This window comes from Gordonia sp. CPCC 206044 (assembly GCF_048537895.1).
Classification (GTDB): Bacteria; Actinomycetota; Actinomycetes; order Mycobacteriales; family Mycobacteriaceae; genus Gordonia.
Genome location: NZ_JBCLVL010000018.1, coordinates 22,954 through 46,493, shown reverse-complemented (window position 1 = coordinate 46,493; position 23,540 = coordinate 22,954). Strand labels below are relative to the sequence as shown.

General features: G+C 66.8%; 26 protein-coding genes and 1 tRNA gene. 11 read left to right on the top strand and 16 right to left on the bottom strand.

What is annotated here, in order from left to right; genetic code table 11:
• Positions 1–75 precede the first annotated feature (75 nt).
• Entirely contained in the window at positions 76–1,857 is a 1,782-nt protein-coding gene (locus AAFP35_RS22900) for a DEAD/DEAH box helicase (RefSeq protein ID WP_419223965.1), read from the bottom strand.
• 236 nt (positions 1,858–2,093) lie between these two features.
• Here AAFP35_RS22900 and AAFP35_RS22895 point away from each other — a divergent pair, with 236 nt between their 5' ends.
• Entirely contained in the window at positions 2,094–3,878 is a 1,785-nt protein-coding gene (locus tag AAFP35_RS22895) for an AMP-dependent synthetase/ligase (protein ID WP_419223964.1), read from the top strand.
• Positions 3,879–3,891: 13 nt separating this feature from the next.
• Here the strand turns inward: AAFP35_RS22895 and AAFP35_RS22890 are convergent, their stop codons facing one another.
• Complete coding sequence (locus AAFP35_RS22890; RefSeq protein ID WP_419223963.1) at positions 3,892–4,095, bottom strand: hypothetical protein; 204 nt, start codon at positions 4,093–4,095, stop codon at positions 3,892–3,894.
• Here AAFP35_RS22890 and opgC point away from each other — a divergent pair.
• Together opgC and AAFP35_RS22880 are read left to right on the top strand one after the other, a co-directional pair.
• On the top strand, positions 4,076–5,236 hold the full coding sequence (opgC, locus tag AAFP35_RS22885; protein ID WP_419223962.1) for an OpgC domain-containing protein: 1,161 nt from the start codon (positions 4,076–4,078) through the stop codon (positions 5,234–5,236). The two genes, AAFP35_RS22890 and opgC, sit on opposite strands and share 20 nt — an antisense overlap.
• Entirely contained in the window at positions 5,233–6,441 is a 1,209-nt protein-coding gene (locus AAFP35_RS22880) for a trans-sulfuration enzyme family protein (RefSeq protein WP_419223961.1), read from the top strand. Before opgC ends, AAFP35_RS22880 begins: the two co-directional genes overlap by 4 nt.
• Positions 6,442–6,454: 13 nt before the next feature.
• Here AAFP35_RS22880 and AAFP35_RS22875 read toward each other — a convergent pair whose 3' ends face one another.
• From AAFP35_RS22875 to AAFP35_RS22865, 3 genes are all read right to left on the bottom strand, one after another.
• Positions 6,455–7,969 (bottom strand): DUF7059 domain-containing protein, encoded by a 1,515-nt coding sequence (locus tag AAFP35_RS22875; RefSeq protein WP_419223960.1) that lies wholly within the window; start codon positions 7,967–7,969, stop codon positions 6,455–6,457.
• Entirely contained in the window at positions 7,966–8,169 is a 204-nt protein-coding gene (locus AAFP35_RS22870; RefSeq protein ID WP_419223959.1) for a hypothetical protein, read from the bottom strand. The genes AAFP35_RS22875 and AAFP35_RS22870 overlap by 4 nt, the downstream gene beginning before the upstream one ends.
• Positions 8,170–8,232: 63 nt before the next feature.
• The gene (locus AAFP35_RS22865) at positions 8,233–9,294 is read right to left on the bottom strand and encodes a LacI family DNA-binding transcriptional regulator (RefSeq protein ID WP_419223958.1); all 1,062 of its coding nucleotides are present in this window, start codon (positions 9,292–9,294) and stop codon (positions 8,233–8,235) included.
• A gap of 152 nt (positions 9,295–9,446) precedes the next feature.
• Here AAFP35_RS22865 and AAFP35_RS22860 point away from each other — a divergent pair, with 152 nt between their 5' ends.
• Genes AAFP35_RS22860 through AAFP35_RS22845 form a run of 4 tightly spaced genes read left to right on the top strand, consistent with a single transcriptional unit; the run spans position 9,447 to position 13,365 of the window.
• On the top strand, positions 9,447–10,463 hold the full coding sequence (locus AAFP35_RS22860; RefSeq protein WP_419223957.1) for a Gfo/Idh/MocA family protein: 1,017 nt from the start codon (positions 9,447–9,449) through the stop codon (positions 10,461–10,463).
• Positions 10,464–10,486: 23 nt separating this feature from the next.
• The gene (locus AAFP35_RS22855) at positions 10,487–11,392 is read left to right on the top strand and encodes a sugar phosphate isomerase/epimerase family protein (RefSeq protein WP_419223956.1); all 906 of its coding nucleotides are present in this window, start codon (positions 10,487–10,489) and stop codon (positions 11,390–11,392) included.
• A gap of 40 nt (positions 11,393–11,432) precedes the next feature.
• On the top strand, positions 11,433–12,308 hold the full coding sequence (locus AAFP35_RS22850; protein ID WP_419223955.1) for a sugar phosphate isomerase/epimerase family protein: 876 nt from the start codon (positions 11,433–11,435) through the stop codon (positions 12,306–12,308).
• Positions 12,309–12,336: 28 nt separating this feature from the next.
• Entirely contained in the window at positions 12,337–13,365 is a 1,029-nt protein-coding gene (locus tag AAFP35_RS22845) for a Gfo/Idh/MocA family protein (RefSeq protein ID WP_419223954.1), read from the top strand.
• Between the two features lie 33 nt (positions 13,366–13,398).
• Here the strand turns inward: AAFP35_RS22845 and AAFP35_RS22840 are convergent, their stop codons facing one another.
• Together AAFP35_RS22840 and AAFP35_RS22835 are read right to left on the bottom strand one after the other, a co-directional pair.
• Entirely contained in the window at positions 13,399–13,623 is a 225-nt protein-coding gene (locus AAFP35_RS22840) for an excalibur calcium-binding domain-containing protein (RefSeq protein ID WP_419223953.1), read from the bottom strand.
• Positions 13,624–14,611: 988 nt separating this feature from the next.
• On the bottom strand, positions 14,612–14,857 hold the full coding sequence (locus AAFP35_RS22835) for a hypothetical protein (RefSeq protein ID WP_419223952.1): 246 nt from the start codon (positions 14,855–14,857) through the stop codon (positions 14,612–14,614).
• Positions 14,858–14,960: 103 nt separating this feature from the next.
• Between AAFP35_RS22835 and AAFP35_RS22830 the strand changes: the two genes are divergently transcribed.
• Positions 14,961–15,221: a helix-turn-helix domain-containing protein gene (locus AAFP35_RS22830; protein WP_419223951.1), complete on the top strand. Its 261-nt coding sequence runs from the start codon at positions 14,961–14,963 to the stop codon at positions 15,219–15,221.
• Positions 15,222–15,623: 402 nt separating this feature from the next.
• Here the strand turns inward: AAFP35_RS22830 and AAFP35_RS22825 are convergent.
• Positions 15,624–15,705 (bottom strand) — tRNA-Leu (locus tag AAFP35_RS22825).
• A 78-nt stretch (positions 15,706–15,783) separates the two neighbouring features.
• Here AAFP35_RS22825 and AAFP35_RS22820 point away from each other — a divergent pair.
• The 3 genes from AAFP35_RS22820 to AAFP35_RS22810 all read left to right on the top strand — a co-directional run bounded on the left by AAFP35_RS22820 (position 15,784) and on the right by AAFP35_RS22810 (position 17,783).
• Complete coding sequence (locus AAFP35_RS22820; RefSeq protein WP_419223950.1) at positions 15,784–16,218, top strand: transcriptional regulator; 435 nt, start codon at positions 15,784–15,786, stop codon at positions 16,216–16,218.
• Complete coding sequence (locus AAFP35_RS22815; protein WP_419223949.1) at positions 16,215–16,559, top strand: DUF3817 domain-containing protein; 345 nt, start codon at positions 16,215–16,217, stop codon at positions 16,557–16,559. The genes AAFP35_RS22820 and AAFP35_RS22815 overlap by 4 nt, the downstream gene beginning before the upstream one ends.
• Positions 16,560–16,643: 84 nt before the next feature.
• Complete coding sequence (locus tag AAFP35_RS22810; RefSeq protein WP_419223948.1) at positions 16,644–17,783, top strand: glycosyltransferase; 1,140 nt, start codon at positions 16,644–16,646, stop codon at positions 17,781–17,783.
• A gap of 69 nt (positions 17,784–17,852) precedes the next feature.
• On the opposite strand, the gene rdgB is transcribed toward AAFP35_RS22810, so the two are convergent.
• From rdgB to AAFP35_RS22770, 8 genes are all read right to left on the bottom strand, one after another.
• Positions 17,853–18,470, bottom strand: a complete 618-nt coding sequence (gene rdgB, locus AAFP35_RS22805; RefSeq protein ID WP_419223947.1) for an RdgB/HAM1 family non-canonical purine NTP pyrophosphatase — start codon at positions 18,468–18,470, stop codon at positions 17,853–17,855.
• Complete coding sequence (rph, locus tag AAFP35_RS22800) at positions 18,467–19,225, bottom strand: ribonuclease PH (protein WP_419223946.1); 759 nt, start codon at positions 19,223–19,225, stop codon at positions 18,467–18,469. Before rph ends, rdgB begins: the two co-directional genes overlap by 4 nt.
• Positions 19,226–19,291: 66 nt before the next feature.
• Positions 19,292–20,059, bottom strand: a complete 768-nt coding sequence (locus AAFP35_RS22795; RefSeq protein WP_419223945.1) for a cyclic nucleotide-degrading phosphodiesterase — start codon at positions 20,057–20,059, stop codon at positions 19,292–19,294.
• 99 nt (positions 20,060–20,158) lie between these two features.
• Positions 20,159–20,959, bottom strand: coding sequence for a glutamate racemase (gene murI / locus AAFP35_RS22790; protein WP_419224011.1), 801 nt, complete (start codon positions 20,957–20,959; stop codon positions 20,159–20,161).
• The gene (locus tag AAFP35_RS22785; RefSeq protein WP_419223944.1) at positions 20,956–21,588 is read right to left on the bottom strand and encodes a rhomboid family intramembrane serine protease; all 633 of its coding nucleotides are present in this window, start codon (positions 21,586–21,588) and stop codon (positions 20,956–20,958) included. The genes murI and AAFP35_RS22785 overlap by 4 nt, the downstream gene beginning before the upstream one ends.
• 158 nt (positions 21,589–21,746) lie before the next feature.
• Positions 21,747–22,718, bottom strand: coding sequence for a PLP-dependent cysteine synthase family protein (locus AAFP35_RS22780; protein WP_419223943.1), 972 nt, complete (start codon positions 22,716–22,718; stop codon positions 21,747–21,749).
• Positions 22,719–22,733: 15 nt separating this feature from the next.
• Entirely contained in the window at positions 22,734–23,021 is a 288-nt protein-coding gene (locus AAFP35_RS22775) for a MoaD/ThiS family protein (protein WP_419223942.1), read from the bottom strand.
• Between the two features lie 5 nt (positions 23,022–23,026).
• Positions 23,027–23,434, bottom strand: coding sequence for a Mov34/MPN/PAD-1 family protein (locus tag AAFP35_RS22770; protein ID WP_419223941.1), 408 nt, complete (start codon positions 23,432–23,434; stop codon positions 23,027–23,029).
• Between the last annotated feature and the right edge of the window lie 106 nt (positions 23,435–23,540).

Sequence of the window (23,540 nt, the reverse complement as noted above, 5' to 3'; positions counted from 1 at the left end):
AACCCCACGTCACGATGTCGGCGAGTCGCGCCTCCTCGACGCCGGGCCACGGCGCCGCGACGGGCGGCTCAGACCTCAGCCGCGCCCACGACCGGCCACCCGAGGAGTGGAACGCTTGCCGTAGCCGTCCGAACGTTTGCCGTGACCGTCACGGCCGTGGCCGCCGCCGCGCTGCCCCTGACCACGCTTGGCGCCGCCTCGCGAGCGCGGTGGACCGAAGTCGCGACGGATGTCGATCGGCGTCTTCCCGATCCTGGTGTGCCGCAGCGACGCCAGTGTCTCGTTGTCGAGACTCTCGGGGAGTTCCACCAGGGAGAAATCGTCCCTGATGCTGATGTTGCCGAAATCCCCGCGGGTCAGCCCGCCCTCGTTGGCGATCGCACCCACGATCGCGCCCGGCGACACCTTGTGCTTGCGGCCGACGGCTATCCGATAGGTCGCGAAGCTGCCACCCGACTGCCGTGGGGCACGTTCCCGCCGTTCGCGACGCTCCCCCTCCGGCGGGTCCGGAGCCATCAGGAAGCCGCCGTCACGGGTCTCCAGTGCGAGCGCGGCCGCGATGTCGGCCATCGCCACGTCCTTGTCGCGCGCGTAATCCTCGATGAGCTTGCGGAACATGTCCAGGTGATCGGACCCGAGGTTCTCGGTGATCGAGTCACCGAATTTGGCCACTCGCTGAGCGTTCACGTCCTCGACGCTGGGCAGTCCGATCTCGGTCAACGTCGACCGGGTGGCCCGCTCGATGGCCCGCAGCAGATGCCGCTCGCGCGGCGAGACGAACAACAGGGCGTTGCCCGACCGTCCGGCGCGTCCGGTACGACCGATGCGGTGTACGTACGACTCGGTGTCGTGCGGGATGTCGTAGTTGACGACGTGGGAGATCCGGTCGACGTCGAGACCGCGCGCCGCCACGTCGGTGGCCACCAGGATGTCGATCTGGCCGTTCTTCAGCTGGTTGATCGTGCGTTCACGCTGCGCCTGCGCCATGTCGCCGTTGATGGCCACCGCAGACAGACCGCGGGCCCGCAGTTTCTCCGCGAGTTCCTCGGTCGCCGACTTGGTGCGGACGAACACGATCATCGCGTCGAAGGTCTCGACCTCCAGGACGCGGGTCAGTGCGTCGAGCTTGCGCTGATGCGAGACCTGCAGATACCGCTGGCTGATGTTCTGCGCGGTCGCGGTCTTGGCCTTGACCGTGATCTCCTGCGGATCGTTCAGGTACTTCTGCGCCAGCCGGCGGATCGCATTGGGCATGGTCGCCGAGAACAGGGCGACCTGCTTGGTGTCGGGGGTCTCGGCAAGGATCCGCTCGACGTCCTCGGCGAACCCCATGGTGAGCATCTCGTCGGCCTCGTCGAGCACCAGGAAGTCGAGCTGCGAGATGTCGAGCGTGCCCTTGTCGAGGTGATCGATGACGCGACCGGGCGTACCGACGATGACCTGAGCACCGCGACGCAGGCCGGCCAGCTGCACACCGTAGGCCTGGCCGCCGTAGATGGGCAGCACCCGCACCTCGGGCATGTGCGCGCTGTAACTCCCGAACGCCTCGGCGACCTGCAACGCGAGTTCGCGGGTCGGGGCGAGGATCAGCGCCTGGGGACGGCGCGCCGAGGGATCGAGCCGAGACAGGATGGGCAGGGCGAACGCCGCGGTCTTGCCGGTTCCGGTCTGGGCGAGGCCAACCACGTCCCGCCCGGCCATCAGGGGCGGGATGGTTGCGGCCTGGATCGGCGACGGGGATTCGTAGCCGACATCGGTGATGGCCTGACGGACCCGCTCGTCGAGTTGCAGGTCGTCGAAGGAGCCGATGGGATCGTCGTCGGCGGGCGCGTCCCGCTTGTCGCGCGAGTCGCTCATGGGCGGTCTGTCTCATTCATCGGTGTCAACTGTAGTCGTCCGAGGGCTTCTGCGAGGAATCGTTGCGTCGGCCACGTCATCACGGATCCGGTGGTCACGCCATCACGACGTCGAGCCTGTGATGGCGCACACGGATACTGGTACTGTCAGTGACACTCAAAAGCCGTTGATGTCGTTCACCCGGGCGAGTCAATGTCCGAAATGTCCTAATCAGTCGAGCCCAGGGGGAGCCCGTCATGGAGCAATACTCCACCCCGTCGAACCTGTCCATCGAGGACAAGGCGACCACCGTCGACAGCATCCTGCGCTACCGCGCCGAGCGTCCCACCATGCCGTTGTTCCGCAAGCGGGCGGGCGATCAGTGGATCAACGTCACCGCGAAGCAGTTCGCCGACGAGGTCGACGCCGTGGCCAAGGGACTCGTCGCCTCCGCGATCAAACCCGGCGACCGCGTCGCGATCCTGTCGTCGACCCGTTACGAATGGACCGTCCTGGATTACGCGATCTGGCGGGCCGGCGCCACCACGGTCGCGATCTACGAGACCTCCGCTCCGGACCAGGTGAAGTGGATCCTGGAGGATTCCGGCACGTCCCTGCTCTTCGTCGAGGAGCACGCGCACCACTCGAAGCACCTCGGCGTGATCGACGGGGCGCCCGACCTGCGCGAGACCTTCGTCATCGACGATCACGCACTGGCGACGATCATCAAGCGCGGCACCGAGATCGCCGACGCAGAACTCGACGCCAGGCATGCCAACGCCCTGTCGTCGGATGCGGCCACACTGATCTACACCTCCGGAACCACCGGCAGGCCCAAGGGTGTCGTGCTCACGCACGCGAACTTCCTCGCCGAATGCGCGGCCACCCGCGACGCCGTGGGTGCGGGCCTCGTCGAGGGCAAGTCCACCCTGCTGTTCCTCCCGCTCGCGCATGTGTTCGCCCGTGTCGTCGCCGTCGGGTGTGTGGAGAACGGCGTCATCCTCGGTCACACCAGCGACATCCCGAACCTCATCGACGACCTCGGCAAGTTCCGACCCAACTACGTGTTGTCGGTGCCCCGCGTGTTCGAGAAGGTGTACAACTCCGCGAAGCAGAAGGCCTACGACGGCGGCAAGGGTTCCATCTTCGATCGCGCCGCGGACACCGCGATCGAGTACAGCAAGGCGATGGAATCGGGGAAGATCGGGCTCGGCCTGAAGCTGCGGCACGCGCTGTTCGACCGACTCGTCTACGGCAAACTCCGCGCGGCGCTCGGCGGACAGTGCGAAGGCGCCATCTCCGGCGGTGCGCCGCTCGGCGCCCGTCTCGGCCACTTCTTCCGCGGCGTCGGAATCCCGGTCTACGAGGGTTACGGGCTGTCCGAGACCACCGCGGCGGTGACCGCCAACAACGAGGACCACCAGCGCGTGGGCTCGGTCGGTCGGCCGGTCCCGGGCGTCTCTGTGGCCATCGCCGACGACGGCGAGGTGCTGCTGCGTGGCCCCGTGGTCTTCGGTGGCTATTGGCACAACCCGGAAGCGTCCGCCGAGGCGATCGTCGACGGCTGGTTCCACACCGGCGACATCGGCCGACTCGAGGACGGCTACCTCTTCATCACCGGACGCAAGAAGGAACTCATCGTCACCGCGGGCGGCAAGAACGTCTCCCCCGCCCAGCTCGAGGACACCATCCGGGCACATCCGATGGTGAGTCAGTGCCTCGTCGTCGGCGACAACAAACCGTTCATCGGCGCGCTGATCACCATCGATCCCGAGGCGGTACCGGGATGGCTGGAACGCCACCATCTGCCTGCCGACACCTCGCCGGCCGACCTGGCACGTAACGCCGAGCTGCTCGCCGAGATCGACGCGGCCGTCACCGACGCCAACAACAAGGTGTCCAAGGCGGAGGCGATCAAGAAGTTCACCGTTCTCGACGGCGATTTCACCATCGAGTCCGGCGAGCTGACCCCCACGATGAAGCTCAAGCGCAACGTCATCCACGACGCGTACAAGAAGGCCATCGCCGACCTCTACACCTAGAGTGACCCGGCCTTCACCGGAAGGTGAGGCCGACCGCCGAGCGCAACCACGAACCCGCCGAGACCAACCACCATCCGGTGCTCTCGGCGGGTTCGTGGTTGCTGTCAGCGGGCTCGTGGTTGCTGTCGGCGGGAAACTGGTTGCCCTCGGCGTGCATGGCGAGGGCCACCACGACGCCTGGGTAGGGTGAGTCACCGATGAACAGAGATCTCGCCATCGATGCGACGCGGGGGCTCGCGATCTGGAGCATGATCTCGCTACATTTCGCCGCAGGCACCTACATCGCCGCACCGACACACTCTTTCCCCTATGTCGACGGCATGTCGGCATTCGTCCTGCTGTCAGGTCTGGTGCTCGGCCTGGTCTACCGACGCTGGATCGAGCGTGTCTCGTTGCGTCACGGCTACTGGCGGCTGACCAAGCGGATCGCGGTGCTCTACGTGTGCCAGCTGACGATCGCTCTGGTGGCGGTGGCCGCAGCGATGGCCGGACACCGCTGGTTGACCCTGTTGTTGCCGATCGACGGCTGGCGCCAGGGTGTGGAGCTGTCGCTCACGATGCAGTACCTACCCAGCGGCGGCAACATCCTGTTGCTCTACATGGTGCTGATGGCGTCGGCATACCTCCTGTTCCCCATGCTCATGCGCGGGTGGTGGGTGATGGTGCTCGGCGCATCGTTCGCGCTCTACATCGTCTCCCTGGTGTGGTCGCCGGACTGGTTCTACCTCACCGCCCACATGGCCGGTCCCCGCATCCAGAACTGGGCCGGCTGGCAGATCATGTTCGTCCCGGCGGTGGTGCTGGGATGGAAATGGCGGGATTGGCATGTGCCCGAGATCGTCGACCGGTGGCTGCCCGTAATCGTCGCCGTCGCGGTCGGTGTCGCCCTGTTCTTCCATTTCGGTTTCGACGCCGGGCCGTGGGCACGGTTCGAACCAGACATCGCCGACAAACTCGATTTCCGTCCCGCTCGAGCGATCGGAGCCTGGGTCGCGGTGCCCGCGATCTACGGCATCTTCCGACTCGCACTGCGCTTGTGGCACAAGGACTGGCTGCGGCCGCTCGTGATGACCGGTACGCGCAGTCTCGACTCCTATGTGCTGCAGGCGATCGCTCTCGTGATCGTGCCGATCCATGTGGCCCATCGTCCGTGGTCGGCGGTGACGACCACCTTCGTCGTGTTACTCGTCTTCGGACTGTGCTGGGCCTGGGCGGAGTTCCGCCGCGCCTACGGCATCGACAAACTCCATCGCCTGCCGGTGATCATCGCGCAGCGCGTCGCGTTGTGGCGGCGAGGGCCCACCCCGGAGACCGAATCACGTCCCCACACCGCCGAACCCGTAGGAGCCACCCCATGACGCCGTCGACCCCACCCGACCCGGCACGCCCGGACAGCCTTGGCGACCACACGGTGTGCGTCCACGTCGGCAACACCCCGACGACGGACGGCGCGATCCGCACCCCGATCACGATGGCCAACTCGTATCACCTGCCCGACGATCCGTCGACGATGGACTGGTCCGGCACCGACCAGCTCTTCTATTCTCGCAATTCGGGCGCCAATCAGATTGCACTGCAACACAAACTCGCCGCCCTCGACCACGGCGAGGATGCCGTCGCACTGGCGTCGGGGGTGGCCGCGCTGCACGCGATCTTCTTCACCCATGTCGCCGCGGGCGACCACGTCGTCGTCTCCGACACCACCTACGAGGCGACCTGGAAACTGTGGTCGGATCTGTTGCCGCGCAAGTACGGCATCGAGGCCACCTTCGTCGACGCAACCGATCACGACGCCGTACGGGCGGCCATGCGGCACAACACCCGACTGTTGGTCACCGAAGTCGTCGCCAACCCGACGACCAAGGTCACCGACATCGGCGCTCTGGCGCGAACCGCCCACGATGCCGGGGCCCTGCTCGTGGTGGACTCGACGTTCACGCCGCCGCCGCTGTATCGCCCACTCGACGACGGCGCCGACCTCGTCGCACATTCACTCACCAAATACATCAACGGCCACGGCGACGCGATGGGCGGTGCGATCATCGGTCGGCGAGAACTGCTCGAGCCGATCCGAGCCGAAGCCATGGTCGACGTGGGCGGGGTGATCTCCCCCTTCAATGCATGGCTGATCAGCCGCGGCGCGGTGACGTTGCCGTTGCGGCTGGCCCAGCACCAGGCCACCGCCCAGCGGATCGCCGAGTTGCTCGCCGACGACGAGCGGATCGCCTTCGTCGCCTACCCCGGCCTGGTGACGCATCCGCAGCACGAACTGGCGGCCCGGCAGTTCGGTGGTCGCGGATTCGGCGCGATGATGGCCTTCGCCGTCGACGGAGACCCGACCACCCAGAATCGGTTCGTCTCCCACCTGCGGGTGATCACATCGGCGGTGTCCCTCGGCCACGACGAGTCCCTGATCGTGCACGTGGGGACCGACGGCCCCCGAGTCGCCGCCTATCCCGAGGACTTCCGCCGCTGGGGTCACCTCCGTTTCTCTGTCGGGCTGGAGGATCCGGACGACCTGGCGGCAGATCTGCGACAGGCCCTGGACGCGACCTTCGCCTGACCTCGCCGACCGATCAGGTCGCCTGGTACAGGATGCCCCGTCCGATGGCCTCGCGGACCACCGGGAGCGCGGCCTCGGCAAGCGCATCGGCATCCACACCGTGGAAGTCGGCGAGCAACTCGATCAACGCCGCCAGCGGCACCTCTCCCCGGCAGCCGGCGAGCAGGGCACGCGAGACCTCGTCGACCCCCAGTACCGCAGCAGGTCCGCCCGGCCTTCGGACCGTGGCCGAGACCTGTTGCCATCCTTGCTCACCCGGCAGGGACTGCTCCTCGAGAAAGATCGGCGCGGTGGACAGTCGCGCGGCCAACAGCTGCGCGTCGGTCGTCGTCCTCAGATAGTGGCGCCGCGCCAGGAACGCCTCGGCCTCGTGTCCCGTCACCTCCTCACCCGCACCGGTGATCTCCTCGACGACCTGGTCGGGTTCGCCGGCCTCACCGTCGATGCGACGACGAAGGGTGATGAGTCCCATACCGATTCCCGCGATGTCGGACTCGGTGAACCAGTCGAGCCATTGCGCACCGCGTTGCGCGACGGCCTCCGACGACTCACCCGCGTCCGACAGCCACAGCGCGATGTAGCTGACCGGGTCGGCGAGCTCACGCTGTACCACCCACGCGTCGAGCCCGGTTCCGGCGAGCCACCCGCGCACCCGTTCGGTCCACTCCGCGTCGGTGGGAACGATCCAGTTCGCCAGGATCTGTGCGGTCCCACCGGGATTGAGATGCTCGGGAATGCGACGGATCAGCTCGGCACACAGTGCGTCCCCGGCAACACCGGAATCGCGGTAGATGTAGTCCTGCTCCCCCGCCCCGACCACGAACGGCGGGTTGGAGACGATGAGGTCGAACCGTTCACCCGCAACGGGATCGAACAGACTGCCCTGCCGCAGATCCCACCGCATACCGTTGAGTCGTGCGGTGGCGGCGGCCAGTGCCAGCGCACGCGCGTTGGTGTCGGTGGCGACGATCTCGTCGCTGTGGGCGTCGAGATGAAGCGCCTGGATGCCGCATCCGGTGCCGATGTCGAGTACCCGTCGGGCAGGCGCGCGGATCACCGCTCGCGCCAGCGAGATCGATGCCCCGCCGATGCCGAGCACGTGGTCACGGGCAACGGGTCCGCTGCGCATCGCGGCGTCCTGGTCGGAGACGACGAGATACTCGCGTGCGTCGTCGGCGTGCGGGCGGATGTCGAGCGCGGCCCGCACCTCGCCTGCGTCGGTGCGCTCGAGGACACCGTTGTCCACCAACACGTCCACGGTGACCGACGGAAAAGCCTCGGCCACCGCCGTCTCGGGCTCGTCGGCCCCCAGCAGGAACAGTCGAACCAGACTCGACAGGCGGGCATTTGCTGCCGCCCCCGCAGCGGTGGCATGCAGTGCAGGCCACCAGATCCCACGTCCGAGCGCCTCGTTGGCGGTGTCCCCCAACAGGTCTGCCACCCCGTCGGTCGTGTATCCGGCCGAACGCAGATCCGCGCCGATCCGGTCGACCACGTCCTCGTCGCGCAGCGGCTGAATGCGACTCACCCGACCTTCCGATACTTCTTGTGCATCGCCTGTTTCGTCACACCCAACAGGAGCCCGATCTCGGCCCAGGACAGTCCGGCATGCCGAGCCCTCCGGACCGCGACCTCTTCATCACGAGCGAGGTCACGGCGCTGCGCGGCAATGCGTGTCAGCGCTTCGATGGGCGTCTCGCCGTCGTCGCTGTCGATACCCGTCTTCATGCGCCCATCGTGCCCGAGCACACGCGCGCCGTCAACCGTAGTTGACGCGCGGGTCGCGCAGGCTCAACCCTCTACGCGGGGGGCGCTCGCCGTCCGGCGCACCACCAGCCGCGGCATGTGCCGGTAGACACGCTGAGGCGAGTCCGGACGCTCCCGACGTTGCAGCAGGAACTTCGCGGCCTGCACCCCGACGGTGAAGTTGCCGTTGTCGACCGACGTCAACGAGATGTGCCGCAGGCTGGCCAAACGCGTGTCGTCATAGCCGATCAGGGACAGATCCGCGGGAATCGACAGTCCCCGGTCGTCGGCGGCCGACATCACGCCCAGGCTCGTCATGTCGTTGTAGGCGAGGATCGCGGTCGGCGGGTGCGGCGCGTCGAACAAACGCAACGCCGCCGCGTGACCACCCTCCTCGGTGGTCCCCCCGTACTCGACGAGAACACTCTCGCCCCCATCGCCCTGAGCGGCGATCGTCTCCTCGAAACCCTTGCGGCGCAACGTACCCACCATGCCCGGCCCCTGGATGTGGGCCAAGCGTCGATGACCGAGGCGCAGCAGGTGCTCGGTCGCCATCCGGGCACCGGCCACGTCGTCGTCGACGGAGATGTCCACATTCGACAGGTCCGGCTCGAGCGTGCCCGCCAACACCACCGGGATCGACCGCGCGGCGCGCTCCACGTCGACCGGGGCGTCGGTGGTGCCCACCACGATCAACCCGTCGACCTGACGCGACAACAGGGTCTCCACGGTGTCCCGCCCGACCTGATGATCGAGCCGACTGTCCACGAGCAGCGGCGCGATGTCGACGGCGTCGAAAGTCGTCGCCAGCCCCTCGAGCAGGCTCACGTACCACGGATTACGGAGATCGTTGATCACCACACCGACGGTTCCGCTGCGGGCCTCCGACAATCCCCGTGCGATCGAATTGGGCCGATATCCGAGTTCGTCCATCGCCGCGCGCACGCGGACCCGACGCTCCTCACTGACATTCGGCTCATCACGAAGAACCCGGGACACCACGGACTTCGACACCCCGGCATGGGCCGCGACGTCGCGGATCGTGGCGGCGCGACGCCCGGTGGGGCTCGCCATATCGAGCCGTGTCGAGGATTCATCGTCAGTCACGTCGCACATCCTATTGCTCTCGTGATCCACGCCACGTATGGTGACTGGGACCGGTCCCACAACTGTCCCACAGAAGTGGCGGATCCGACAGCCCCGGCAACGAGCCCCATAGGCGAGCTCGCCACCCACCACCCACCAGAGGAGGCCCTGAGATGATTCGATTCGCCCTTGTCGGCGCCGGCTTCATCGGTTCGGTACACGCCGGCAATCTGGCCGCGCATCCCGATGTGGACTTCGTCGGTGTGGCCGACATCGACCCGACCCGGTCGGCGTCGCTGGCTCGGCGACACGCGACCACGGCGATCGATCTCGACCAGGCATTCGATCCGGACTCGGTGGACGCGGTCCTCATCGCGTCGTCGACCGACACCCACGCCGAGCACCTGCGACGCGCCGCAACAGTCGGTCTGGCGGCACTCTGCGAGAAACCGATCGACCTCGACCTCGACCGTGCGGTCGCCGTGGTCACCGCGATCGACCTCGATGGCAGGCCGATGATGGTCGACTTCAACCGACGATTCGACCGCGACTACACGCAACTCAGACAGGCCGTCCGCGCCGGTGAGGTCGGCGGTGTCGAACTCGTGCAGATGACCACCCGGGGACCGGCACTCCCACCGCTCGAGTACCTCGCGGTGTCCGGCGGACAGATGCGCGACCAAACCGTGCACTTCTTCGACCTCGCTCGCTGGATCACCGGCGAGGATCCCGAGACGGTGTTCGCAACCGGATCGGTGTTCACCGACCCGCGGGTGTCCGAACTCGGCGACGTGGACACGTCGGTCGTGACGCTGCGGATGCCCAGTGGCGCACTGGTCGCCATCGACAGCGCGCGACGTATCGGCTACGGCTACGACGAACGCATCGAGGTCCTCGGCTCCGACGGGATGATCGAGGCCGGTCGCCGTCATGTCGGCGCAGTGTCTCGCTACCACGCCGGCCGGGTCGTCGGCGACGGCATGCACGCAGGCTGGTTCGAACGGGTCGCGCCGACCTACCGCAGCGCACTCGACCATTTCGTCGACGCCCTCGCGCAACGCGAGACGCTCGGTCCGACACTGCCCGAAGCCCTCAAGGCGCAGGCCATCGCGGAGGCGGCCACCCGGTCGCTGCGCACCGGCATTCCCCAACCCATCGTCTATCCGGCCCTTTCGGCCGCCACCCACTGACCTCACACGAAGGGACTCTCACCATGAGCAACATCATCGTCGGCTCCGCTCCGGATTCGTGGGGCGTCTGGTTCCCCGACGACCCGCAGCAGACCCCCTACACCCGGTTCCTCGACGAGGTCGCGGCATCGGGTTACGAGTGGATCGAGTTGGGCCCCTTCGGCTATCTCCCCACCGATCCCGAACAGTTGCTCGCCGAGCTGGGCGAGCGCGGCCTGAAACTGTCGGCCGGAACCGTGTTCGAACATCTGCACCAGGATGATTCGTGGGATGCCGTCTGGACGCAGATCGAGGACGTCGCGAGGCTGACGGCCGCCGTCGGCGGCAAACACGTGGTGGTCATCCCCGAGATGTGGCGCGACCCGGCCACCGGCGAGGTGCTCGAGGACCGTGACCTGACCGACGAGCAGTGGCTCAAGAAGACCCGCGGCATGAACGAACTCGGCAAGGCCATGTTCGAGAAGTACGGGGTCCGTGCGCAATACCATCCGCATGCCGATTCGCATGTGGACACCGAGGCGAACATCTACCGGTTCCTGGAGAACACCGACGGTGAGTTCGTCAACCTCTGCCTCGACACCGGACACGTGAGCTATTGCGGCGGAGACAATCTCGCGATCATCGCCGCCCACCCCGAACGCATCGGCTACCTACACCTCAAGCAGGTCGACGAGGCCGTCCGGGCGAAGGTGGAGGCCGACGACCTGCCGTTCGGCGAGGCCGTCAAGTTGGGTGCGATGACCGAGCCACCGCGCGGCATCCCGGCGATGCCGCCACTTCTCGAGGCGGTCGCCGATCTCGGCATCGACATCTTCGCCATCGTCGAGCAGGACATGTACCCCTGTTCGCCAGACGCTCCCCTGCCCATCGCCACACGCACGCAGAAGTATCTGGGCACCTGTGGCGTGCCCGCCGTCCGGTTCCGCTGACTCCAGACGTCGAACCCGCTCACCTCTGAGAGGACACACGATGAAGGTCGCGCTCGACCCCACCCCGTTTCACCACAGTCACTCGTTGCTCGAATTGCCCCGCGTGGTGGCCGATCTCGGTTACGAATACCTCCAGTTGACCCCGCACGCGGACATGATCCCGTTCTTCAACCATCCCAAGGCCGACGACGACCTGGTCGCGAAGTTCCGTCGCGCCTGCGCGGATGCCGGTGTCGGTATCGCGTCGGTACTGCCGGTGCTGCGGTGGTCCGGCCCCGACGAGGACGCGCGCGAAGCCGCGGTTCGCTACTGGAAGCGGGCCATCCAGATCACCGTCGACCTGGGTGTGAACGTGATGAACACCGAGTTCTCCGGCCGGCCCGAACGTCCCGAGGAATCCGAACGTGCCTTCTACCGCTCGATGGAAGAGCTCGTCCCGATCATCGAACGCGAGGGGATCGACGTCCGGATCGACCCGCACCCCGACGATTTCGTCGAAGACGGACTGGCCGCGATCCGCATGATCCGTGGGATCAACTCGAAGAACTTCGGGCTCGTCTACGTCGCGTGCCACAGTTTCCACATGGGCGGCAACATGCGCGAGATCATGACCACCGCGGGCGACATGCTGCGTCTGGTCCACGTCGCCGACACCATGGATCATCATGCGTCACATGGTCTTCGATACATCACCAATCCGCCGGGTAACGCGGTCCGGGTGCATCAGCACCTCAAGATCGGTGATGGCGACGTCGACTGGGACGAGTTCTTCGGCACCCTCGCCGAGATCGGCTTCTACGACCGGGACGACACGGTGATGGTCTCGAGCGTCTTCGCGGAGAACGAGAATGCGCAAGAGGTCTCGCGATACCAACTCGCCACCATGACCGACTACGTCGCCAAATACCGGGCATGACCCGTCCGGACGGAAAGGACCACCCGCCGTGACGCGTCTGCTGCCCACCTCCCGCACGCCGGAGGCACGATCCGCACCACCGCTCCGGTGGGGGATCCTGGGTCCCGGATGGATCGCACAACGATTCGTGAGCGCGCTGCGTAAGCACACGACGCAGCAGGTCACCGCTGTCGGGTCCCGTTCGATGACACGGGCCGACGACTTCGCCCGCCGAATGGACATCCCGGTCGCCCACGGCGGGTACGAGGCGCTGCTGTCGGATCCGGGGGTCGACATCGTCTATGTCAGCACCCCACATCCGCACCACCACCGGTGCGCCCTGGACGCTGTCGCCGCGGGCAAACACGTGCTCGTCGAGAAACCCATGGGTCTCAACGCATCCCAGGCTGCCGAGGTCTTCGCGGCGGCCCGGGGCGCCGGGGTGTTCGCCGGGGAGGCGATGTGGACCCGATTCCTGCCCAAGTTCGATGTGCTCGGCCAACTCCTCTCCGACGGCCTACTCGGCACGCCGGGCACCGTCGTCGCCGATCACGGCGAGTTCTTCACCACCGATCACCGGATCTACGATCCTGAGCTCGCGGGTGGGCCGATGCTCGATCTCGGCACCTACCCGATCGCGTTCGCCTCGTGGGTACTCGGCGAGGTCACCGACCTCCACGCTCTCGGCCAAGCCGCGAACCACGAACTGAACGGCCAGATCTCGGCGACGATGAGCCATGCCGACGGTGGACAGTCCCTGCTCACCACGACGATCTTGGCCGACACACCGACGAGCGCGTTCATCGCGGGCACCGACGGGTACCTGTCGATGCCCGGCCCGTTCTATCAGCCCGGGCCGTTCACGGTGACGATGCGCGACGGCGAGTTCTTGGTGCACGACGAGGAGAAGGGCGGACACGAAGACGGCCTGCACTTCTCGGCTGTCGAGGCGGCTCGACGCGTCGCCGTGGGCGCCGTCGAGTCGGCGATCCATCCGCACCGCGACGTCGTGGCCACGCTCGAGATCATGGACCGTATCCGCGCCGACATCGGGATCGTCTTCGCCGACGAGCGCTGAACGGCCGTCGGCCTCATGCGCCTCGACGGCGACTCACTCGCACGCGATGCCGTCGCGGTCCCGATCGAGATGCGTGTCGTAGCCGTCGTCTCCGCGATACAGCGGCGCCTTGCCCGCATCGCGGACCGCGGTGCAGTTCTGGTAGTAGGTGACCGGCGTGGGCGCGATCGCCGGCGCCGCCTGCGCCGCGACCGCGGCGCCAGACATCACCGCCAACGCGCCGGCCCCGGCGATCATCCCCCGCAGCATCTTCGTCATCATGTGGCTCCTCGTCGATCCGGCTGCGGGCCGACCGGCCCACGGATCGATTGAAGATGACCGCAACGACGCCGTCGCGAGTAGTCGACTACGCGATTTCAGAGCACGACACCCGCATTCGGCATCACCCGTATTCGGTTCTCATGAGTCTCTCGTAGCCACAGCGATCGTCACCGCAGAGAGCCCACCAATCGGTCCGCGCCGGCAAGGGGCTCTCCCGGGACCAGATGCGATCGATACGTAGCTTGAGCAGACTCCGGTCGCACTCCGGGCAAGGCTCGTCGGTGTCGTGGTACTCGGGCGACATGGTCACCTCAAATCTGGCCGGATTCCCCTAAGTATTCTTCTTCCCAGCCCTTGCTCTTGACTTCACACCCCTCGGCCATCGGGCACTCCGGCCTGCCCCACAGGGTTGGACGACCAGGAACCTTCGAGTAGTACTCGTGTTTCACGATGGTTGCGCCGCACCGACATATGCCAACTGCACGCGTGCGACCCGTCAGCACGGCCATGGACACCTCCCGAACGGATCATGGAATCTCTCCGTCACCGGCATCACTCCCACCTCCGCCATTCGATCTGTAGTTAACCAAACTAGCGAATTGCTCTGTGCACCAACGGTTTCATCATGAAAGGACACTTCCGCCATTTCCACCGTCGGCGCAAACAATCGAACTACGCTGCCCGACATGGCAAACGAGATCGGTCCGGGATGGCCACTTTGGAAACGCACCGACAGTGAGTTCACCTGCATCGAGGATCGGGTTTCCGGACTTCATCTACGACAGAAGCTCTCCGGAAGAAAGCACCATCAAGTTCGAGATCGAGCGATACCACCCGAAGTACATCGCCAGCGGAGGTCTCATCGTGGAAGCGTCATCAAGGCCGCCATTCGGGGAATGGTCGCGGCTCGATGCGTGGCCCGATTGAGGGCCCACTCCGCGATGAACACGTCTCCGCTGCCCTCGCAGATGCGGCGCGCGATACCTCAGATCGCCAGCCCTTCGGGGTTGACCGTCACAGACCAGCCGTAGTCCTCTGGATACGGGTTCGGCCCCGGCGTCTCCGAGTTCGGATTCTCCCGATCTCCCGGGACCCCGTTCGGACAGTCACTCATCACGACCTTGCCGTGCTCGTCATACGAAGTGCATCGAGCGTCGGCGTGACCTGCACCCATCGCGAGAGCTGCGGCGATCGCCGCGATACCGATCGATCCGGCAACAGCCTTCGTCATGACGAACTCCATACACCACGGGGTGTACACCACTTAGTGACGTGATGAGTGTTACAGTAGACCGCTGCAGGTGGATGTCAACCCACCCGGCTACCCTGAGTCGATGCCCGCTCGCCCCCACTCCGACCAGACGTCGCGAGATGCTGCCGCCGACGAGCTCCGGGCCGAGATGGCTCGCAGAAAAGTCGGCATGAACGAACTAGCACGCCGGATCGAGAAGGACGGGAAGTGGGTCCAGAACCGCGCCAACGGGCGAACCTCGATCACGGTTGAGGACATTCCGCTACTCGCAGCCGGGCTCGGCATGACTCCGCAGCAGCTCGGACGAGCTCTGGTCGAGGCCCTGCCGACAATCGAACTCTGACAACGTATCCCTGAAATCGGCGGCGGTCCGCGCAGATTCGGCGCGACGTTTAGCGCGACGGCCCCGGAGATCGCGCGGCAGTCGGTGAATCGGAAAACAAGGATTCCCGATACGGTAAAACTCGCGCTCCGGCCAGCATGCGAAAACCACTAGGACCCCTTCATGAAAACCGGCCGATGCCCGCAGTGCGGCAATCGCACGGCGCAGGTCGAAAAGGTGAGCGATCCGACGACCTCGTGGCCCGGCGAGGTCGTCCGCCAGGACTGGGTGGCCGGGTGCACAACCGAGGGATGCGACTACGAGAAACGTTGGCGGAGCATCTAGATCGTCGTCGTCCCCAGACTGAGGCTTCCTGTTCGACGAGGAGAGCGTCCTGGCTGTCACGCCCGTAAGGCACAAACGTGCGCGAGGGGGGACTTGAACCCCCACGTCCGAAGACACTGGAACCTAAATCCAGCGCGTCTGCCAATTCCGCCACTCGCGCGTGTCGTCGGCCACACCGACGCCTGCGTCAGCCTACCGCCCGCGAAGCGATCATCGCTGGCCAGGTACCGTCGAGGGTATGGAATCCGGATCGGCTGCCCCCCGGCGGCGGCATCGTCCGGCACTGATCGTGCTGGTGGTCGTCGCAGCCGTGGCGTGCCTGCTGCTCGCCTGGTGGCAATGGAGTCGATACGAGTCCGCATCAGGCACCGGGCAGAATCTCGGCTACGCATTGCAGTGGCCGGCCTTCGCGGTCGCGGTCATCTGGGCGTATCGACGGTTCGTGGTCTTGGAGAACGACCCGGACGAACAACGCAAGCTCACCGAGCACAACGGCGCCACCGAGATCCCGGCGGGCATCCTGCCCGAACGCCCGACGACCCCGAGTGCGTCCTCTCTGCGATCGACCCCATCCGAGCGAGACGACACGACGCTCGCCGACTACAACGCGTACCTGGCCGACCTGGGCCGGTCGGCGTCCACCGAACCGAGCAGTGAGGAACACCGCACGTGACCGAGACCACCACACCCGCCACCGACACGCCCGTGCAGAAGGTGCGTGGGGCACTGCTGCGCTACCGCGTCCTGGCGTGGATCACCGGTCTGTGGCTGCTGCTGCTCGTCGTCGAGCTCGTGATCAAGTACGGCTTCGGCGTCGATGCCCTCGATTTCGTCCCGATCGTGCACGGCTGGGTGTACTTCGTCTACCTGATCTTCACCATCGATCTGGCCATCAAGGTGCGCTGGCCGCTGGGCAAGATCATCATCACAGCCATCGCAGGCACCATCCCGTTCCTCTCCTTCTGGTTCGAGCACGTCCGCACCAAGGAAGTCAAAGCGCAGTACAACCTCTGACGGGGCAGGTCGTTCACGAGGTGATCGACGACTCGTGACCTGACCGACCGCGTCCGTTCATCCCCGCCGGGCAACACTGTCCGGGTGCGCATCGTGCAGCTCGCCAACTTCTATGGCTCCCGGTCCGGTGGTCTGCGCACCGCGGTCGATCGGTGGGGAGCCGGCTATGCGGCCGCAGGCCACGAGGTGACCCTCGTCGTCCCGGGCACCGACGACGCCGCCGAGATCCTGCCGACCGGCGTGCAGCGATTGACCGTGCGAGCACACATGCTCCCCTGTTCCGGTGGTTACCGGATCGCATCTGCACGTCGGGTCGCCGACGTCCTCGGACATCTACGTCCGGACGCACTCGAGGTGTCGGACCGGTTGACGCTGCGCGGTTTCGGCCGGTGGGCCCGCGACCGGGACGTCCACGCGACAATGGTCTCCCACGAACGTCTGGACCGGTTGCTGGGCATGGCACTACCGCAGCGCGCCGCACGGGCACTCGCCGACGAGGCAAACCGTCGCACCGCACGGTCGTTCGACGCCATCGTGTGCACCACCGATTTCGCCGCCTCCGAGTTCGACCGGATCGGTGCGCCGAATGTCCATCGCGCACCGCTCGGCGTCGACCTCGATGCGTTCGACCCGCGTCACGCCGACCCACGGCTGCGCGCGCTGTACGCCGACGACACCGCGACCCTGGTCACCCACTGCGGGCGACTGTCGCCGGAGAAGCGCGCCGACCGCAGCATCGCCGCGGTGGCCCGACTCCACGGTGCCCGCCGACCGGTTCACCTCGTCGTGGCAGGCGACGGCCCACGCCGTCCGGCCCTCGAACGCGCCGCCCGTGGCCTGCCGGTCACCTTCCTCGGCCACGTGACCGACCGCAGTCGGATCGCCGCGTTGCTCGCCACCACCGAGATCTCGCTCGCCCCGGGACCGCACGAGACGTTCTGCCTGTCGGCGTTGGAGTCGTTGGCGTCCGGGACACCGGTGGTCGCCTCGCGATCATCGGCGGTCGCCGGCATGGTCGATGACAGTTGCGGCGCCCTGGCGAGCAACTCCGCCGATGGCTTCGCCGCGGCGATCGAGCAGGTGCTCGCGGTCTCGCGGCAGGCCCGCGAGCGCGCCGCGCGCACGCGGGCCGAACGCTATCGCTGGCCCGACTCGGTGGACCGGATGCTGGCCGTGCACCGTGGTCGAGGATCGGTTCCGTCACTCACGGATCGCACCGGCTGACGTTCGAATCACGTCACCTCGCACGGTGAGCTCGGGCCCCGGCGTGCCCGCGTCAGGCCCGGCAACAGGTCAGCGGCGGGACAATTCCCGCAGGGCGGGTACGAGTTGCGCCAGCGCCTTGCCCCGATGGCTGAGCCCGTCCTTTTCCGCAGGGGACAGTTCCGCAGACGAACGGCCTTGTGCCACCGCATCGTCGGGGACGAACAGCGGATCGTAGCCGAACCCGTTGGCGCCGCGCGGCCCACGCAACATGGTGCCGCGCCATTCTCCGCGCACCACCGTCTCGGTGCCGTCGCTCTCGACGAGCGCACATGCCGACACGAACGCCGCGCCGCGGCGCTCGTCGGGTACGTCGGAGATCTGTGCGAGCAACAGCTCGTTGTTGGCCGGGTCGTCGCCGTGGCGTCCGCACCAACGCGCCGAGAGCACGCCGGGCATTCCGTTCAGAGCGTCGACGGCGAGCCCGGAATCGTCTGCCAGACAAGCTAATCCGGTCGCCCGCGCACCTGCTCGGGCCTTGATGAGGGCGTTCTCCTCGAAGGTGGCGCCGGTCTCGGGTTCCTCGGGATACTCCGCGACCGCGTCGAGGCCGACGACCTCGAGGCCGGTGATCCCCGCCGCGTCGACGACGCGCTGCAGTTCCGCCAGCTTCTTCGCGTTGCGGCTGGCGAGCAGGACGGTGGTCACTTGTCCGCGCCGGGCAGGACGCCGGGATACGGGTCGGCCAACACCGCCCGCTGTGCGGCGAAGAGCTGCTCGGTACCGGCCATCGCCGAGTCGAGCAGCTTGTCCAGGGTGGCCCGCGGGAAGGTGGCGCCCTCGCCGGTCCCCTGCACCTCGACCAAGGTGCCGGCATCGGTCGCGACGACGTTCATGTCGACCTCGGCGCGCGAGTCCTCCTCATACGGCAGGTCCAGACGCACCCGCCCGTCGACCACCCCGACGCTGACCGCGGCGATCATGCACGACAGCGGCTGCGGATCGCTGAGCCGGCCCGCGGCACCGAGCCATGTCACCGCATCCGCCAGCGCGACGTAGGCGCCCGTGATGGCCGCGGTGCGGGTTCCGCCGTCGGCCTGCAGGACGTCGCAGTCGAGAGCGATGGTGTTCTCGCCGAGCGCCGCGAGGTCGATACACGCGCGCAGCGACCGTCCGATGAGCCGGCTGATCTCGTGGGTACGCCCACCGATCTTGCCCTTCACCGATTCCCGTCGAGACCGCTCATGGGTAGCCGCCGGCAGCATCGCGTACTCCGCGGTGAGCCACCCAAGGCCCGATCCCCGGCGCCACGGGGGCACACCCTCGGTGGCGCTGGCCGTGCACATCACCCGGGTCTGGCCGAACTCGACGAGTACCGAACCCGCCGGGTGACCGGTGAATCCTCGGGTGAAGGTGATCGGTCGGAGTTCGTCGTCGGCCCTGCCGTCAGCTCGTGTCGTCACGGCGTCAACTCTAACGATGCGTGCCGACGCCACTCGACACGGGCGATCCGGCCCGGACCGACGGGCTCACGCAGTGAGGTCGAAGACCTGGCCGGCCCGGACGAGGTCCACCGGACCGGAGAACGTGGATCGGGCCTCGGCCAGGATCGTCTCGGCGTCGGACCACGGCGCGACGTGGGTCAGCGCCAGCGATCGCACGCCCGCCTTGGTCGCGATCTGTCCCGCCTCGTATCCCGACAAGTGCAGATTCGGCGGGCGCTCGTCGGGCGCATGCGACCAGGTGGCCTCACACAGGAAGATGTCGGCGCCCTGCGCGAGGTCGACGACCTCATCGCACATGGCCGTGTCGCCGCTGTAGGCGATCACCTGGTCCTGGGGCCCCGTGATACGCAGGCCAAAGGTCTGCGGCGGATGATTGACCTGCATCGGGAGGAACTCGAGGCCGCCGATCGAGACCTCCGAGCCGTGCTGCCATTCCTGCGTGTCGAACGTGTCGGAGATGTCGTCGATGTCGCCCGGGATCTCCGCGGAGGCGGCACCCAGGCGCAGGGCGGTGCCCGGTGGCCCGTACAGCACTGCGCGTTCGGTGGCAGGCCGCGGTGCATACCTGCGCCAGACCAGCATGGCGGGCACGTCGAGACAGTGGTCGGCGTGCAGGTGCGACAGCACGACGTCGACGTCGATCGGCTCGGCGTACCGCTGCAGTTCGCCGAGAACACCCGGACCACAGTCCAGCAGCACAGGCCGGTGCCCGGCGGTGGAGAGCAGGTACCCCGAGCAGGCGGCACCGGGTGCACCCACACTGCCGGAACACCCCAGGACCGTGAGACGCATACGCCCTACTGTGCCACGCCCCCGATGCGGTCGGTCAGGCGTCCGGGTCACAACTGGCCAACGACTGGACAAACGACCCGTTCGTGATCCGACGCTCACCTACAGGTGTTGCACCTGACCGATGGCCGGCCCCAGAAAGCGTGTCGACAGTCGCGCGAAGAACTCCGGATCACCGGTCGATTGGAAGACGCGTGACGCCACGCGATCGGTGTGCGGGTGCAACAGATCTGCCTCGGTCAACACCCGGAACACATCCTTGGCGGTCTCCTCCGCGCTCGACACCAGGGTCACCTCGTCACCCATCGCCAGCTGGATCACACCGGACAACAGCGGGTAATGCGTGCACCCGAGGACGACAGTGTCGACGTCGGCCTCCTGCAACGGTTCCAGATACCCCTGGGCGAGACCGAGGATCTGTCGTCCGCTGGTGATGCCCCGCTCCACGAAGTCGACGAACCGTGGACATGCCACCGCGGTGATCTCGGCGTCACGTGCCGCTGCGAACGAATCCTGGTATGCGCGTGAGGAGATGGTGGCCTCGGTACCGATGACACCGATCCGGCCCGTCTTGGTGGCGACCACCGCGCGCCGGACCGCGGGCAGGATCACCTCGACGACCGGGATCGGGGCGTACCGTTCGCGGGCATCCCGCAGGCAGGCCGCCGACGCCGTATTACATGCGATGACAATCGCTTTCACGCCGCGTTCGGCGAGATCGTCACCGATCGCCAACGCGTGACGACGGATGTCGGGGATCGGCAGCGGCCCGTACGGGCCGTTACCGGTGTCACCGATGTACACCACGTCTTCGTCGGGCAGCAGGTCGATGATGGCGCGCGCAACCGTCAATCCCCCCACGCCCGAGTCGAAGATGCCGATCGGAGCGGTCTGCGACGTTATGACCGCACCCCCGGGGTCTGGGGGTGCGCGACCTTGCGGCGGCGATCCCGGTCCGCGAGATACCAGGCTGCGAGCACACCGCCGATCGCACCGAACAGATGCGCCTGCCACGACACCCCGGAGTTGTTGGGGAGCACGCCCCACAGGATCGAGCCGTAAATCACGAACAGCACGGCGCCACCGAGGATCTGCCACAGATTGCGGTTGAACAAACCGCGGATCAGCAGGAACGTCAACCAACCGAAGATCACCCCGGAGGCGCCGACGGTGACGGTCAGCGGCGGCGCGAACAGCCAGACGCCCAGCCCCGAGACCACCCAGACGATGGCCGTGACGATCACGAACCGCCGTGCCATGAGGAGCAGGAATCCGAGGACGAGACCCGGGATGAGATTGGCGATGAGGTGTTGCCAGTCGGCGTGCAGCAATGGCGCCCACAGGATGCCGTCGAGTCCGTCGATCTGGCGCGGTTCGATGCCTGCGTCGTCGAGCCGGTAATCGGTGGCCGCGTCGATGCCCTCGATGACGAACAGCAGGACCGTGATCGCCGCCATGATGATCACCGACCGCTGCCAGAGCGGACGGGCACTCGGCGCAGTCATGCCCGGTCGCGCGGGGGTGGCTGCCATCGGGGGTTCCTGTCTGAGTTCATCGGTCGGTGGGTGGTCTCGGGTCGGGCGGTTTCGGATCGGGTGGACCCGACGTGGTCTCGATACGCCTCGGGCTCGCTGCGCTCGCTCGTGGCCACTCGACCGGAGAGAGAAGAACCGGCGACCGGCGCGGGCCGTCAGGCCCAGAGCTGGCCGGACAGGGCTTGCTCTGCCTGCTCCAGGCTACCTTCGTAGGCGCCGGTGCTCAGATACTTCCAGCCCGCGTCGGGCACGACCAACCCGATGTCGGCACGCAGGCCCTTCTTCAGTGCACCGCGTGCCACCCCGCGGGCCGCCTGCAGGATCGCGCCGGTGGAGATGCCTGCGAAGATCCCCTCGAGTTCGATCAGTTCCCGCACCCGGGCCACTGCGTCAACCCCTTGCACGGAGAACCGACGGGTCAACACCGAGTCGTCGTACAACTCGGGGATGAAACCCTCGTCTATGTTGCGCAGTCCGTACACCTCATCGCCGTAGCGGGGCTCGGCCGCCACGATCTCGATCTCGGAGTTCTGTTCGCGGAGATAGCGTCCGACCCCCATGAGGGTCCCGGTGGTGCCGAGGCCTGCGACGAAATGCGTGATCTCGGGCAGATCGGCGTAGAGCTCGGGACCGGTGCCCTCGTAATGGGCGGCCACGTTGGCCTCGTTGCCGTACTGGTAGAGCATCACCCAGTCGGGATGCTCGGCGGCGAGTTCCTTGGCCATCGCGACAGCCGTGTTCGAACCGCCTGCCGCAGGCGACGAGATGATCTGCGCGCCGAACATCTGCAGCAGAGAACGGCGTTCGGAGGACGTGTTCTCGGGCATCACGCAGATCAGTCGATAGCCCTTGAGCTTCGCGGCCATCGCCAACGAGATCCCGGTGTTGCCGCTCGTCGGTTCCAGGATGATCGAGCCCGGCGAGAGCAGACCGTCCCGCTCGGCCTGCTCGATCATCCGCAGCGCCGGACGGTCCTTGATGGACCCGGTCGGATTGCGGTCCTCGAGTTTGGCCCACAGCCGCACGTGTGGCCCCTCGTCGGAGTCACTCCATCGGGGTGAGAGCCGTTGCAGACCGATCAGCGGCGTGTGTCCGACCGATTCGATCAGTGAGTTGTAGCGTGCCACCTGCTGTGTCGCCGCCTATCCGCCTGCGACGGCCGGGAGGATGGTGACGTCGTCGCCGTCGTCGATCGTCGTGGCGAGACCGCCGGAGAACCGAACGTCCTCGTCGTTGACGTAGATGTTGACGAACCGGTGCAGCTTGGCTGCGCCGCTGTCGTCGGGGGCGACGAGCCGCTCCTTGATGCCGGGATTGCCCGCCTCGAGATTGTCGATGACCTCTGCCAACGTCGCGCCCGTCGCCTCGACGCGCTTCTCACCCCCGGTGTGGGTGCGCAAGATGGTCGGGATGGACACGGTTACCGCCATGGCGTTCAGCTCCTGATCTCGATCGGTTCTTCGGTGACCACGCCGTCGACGATGCGATAGCTGCGGATCTCCTCGGTCTCGGCGTCCCGGGTGGACACCAACACGTAATGGGCGTTCGGTTCGCTCGCGTACGAGACGTCGGTCCGGCTCGGGTAGGCCTCGGTGGCGGTGTGCGAGTGATAGATCACCACCGGCTCCTCGTCGTTGCGATCCATCTCACGCCACACCTTGAGCTGCTCACCCGAGTCGAAACGGTAGAAGGTCGGCGAGCGTTCGGCATTCGTCATGGCGACGAACCGCTCCGGGCGGTCCGAACCCTCCGGTCCCGCGATGATCCCGCATGCCTCGTCCGGATGGTCGGCACGCGCGTGGGCCACCATCGCATCGACCAATTCCCGACTGATCGTCAGCACTCGACGACTCCTCCCGTCACCTTCTCCGACCGCGATCGCACCAACGTCTGCCGCATCAACGCTATTCCGTGCGCCCCCGGGACGGCGCCCTGGGTGGTGGCCGACG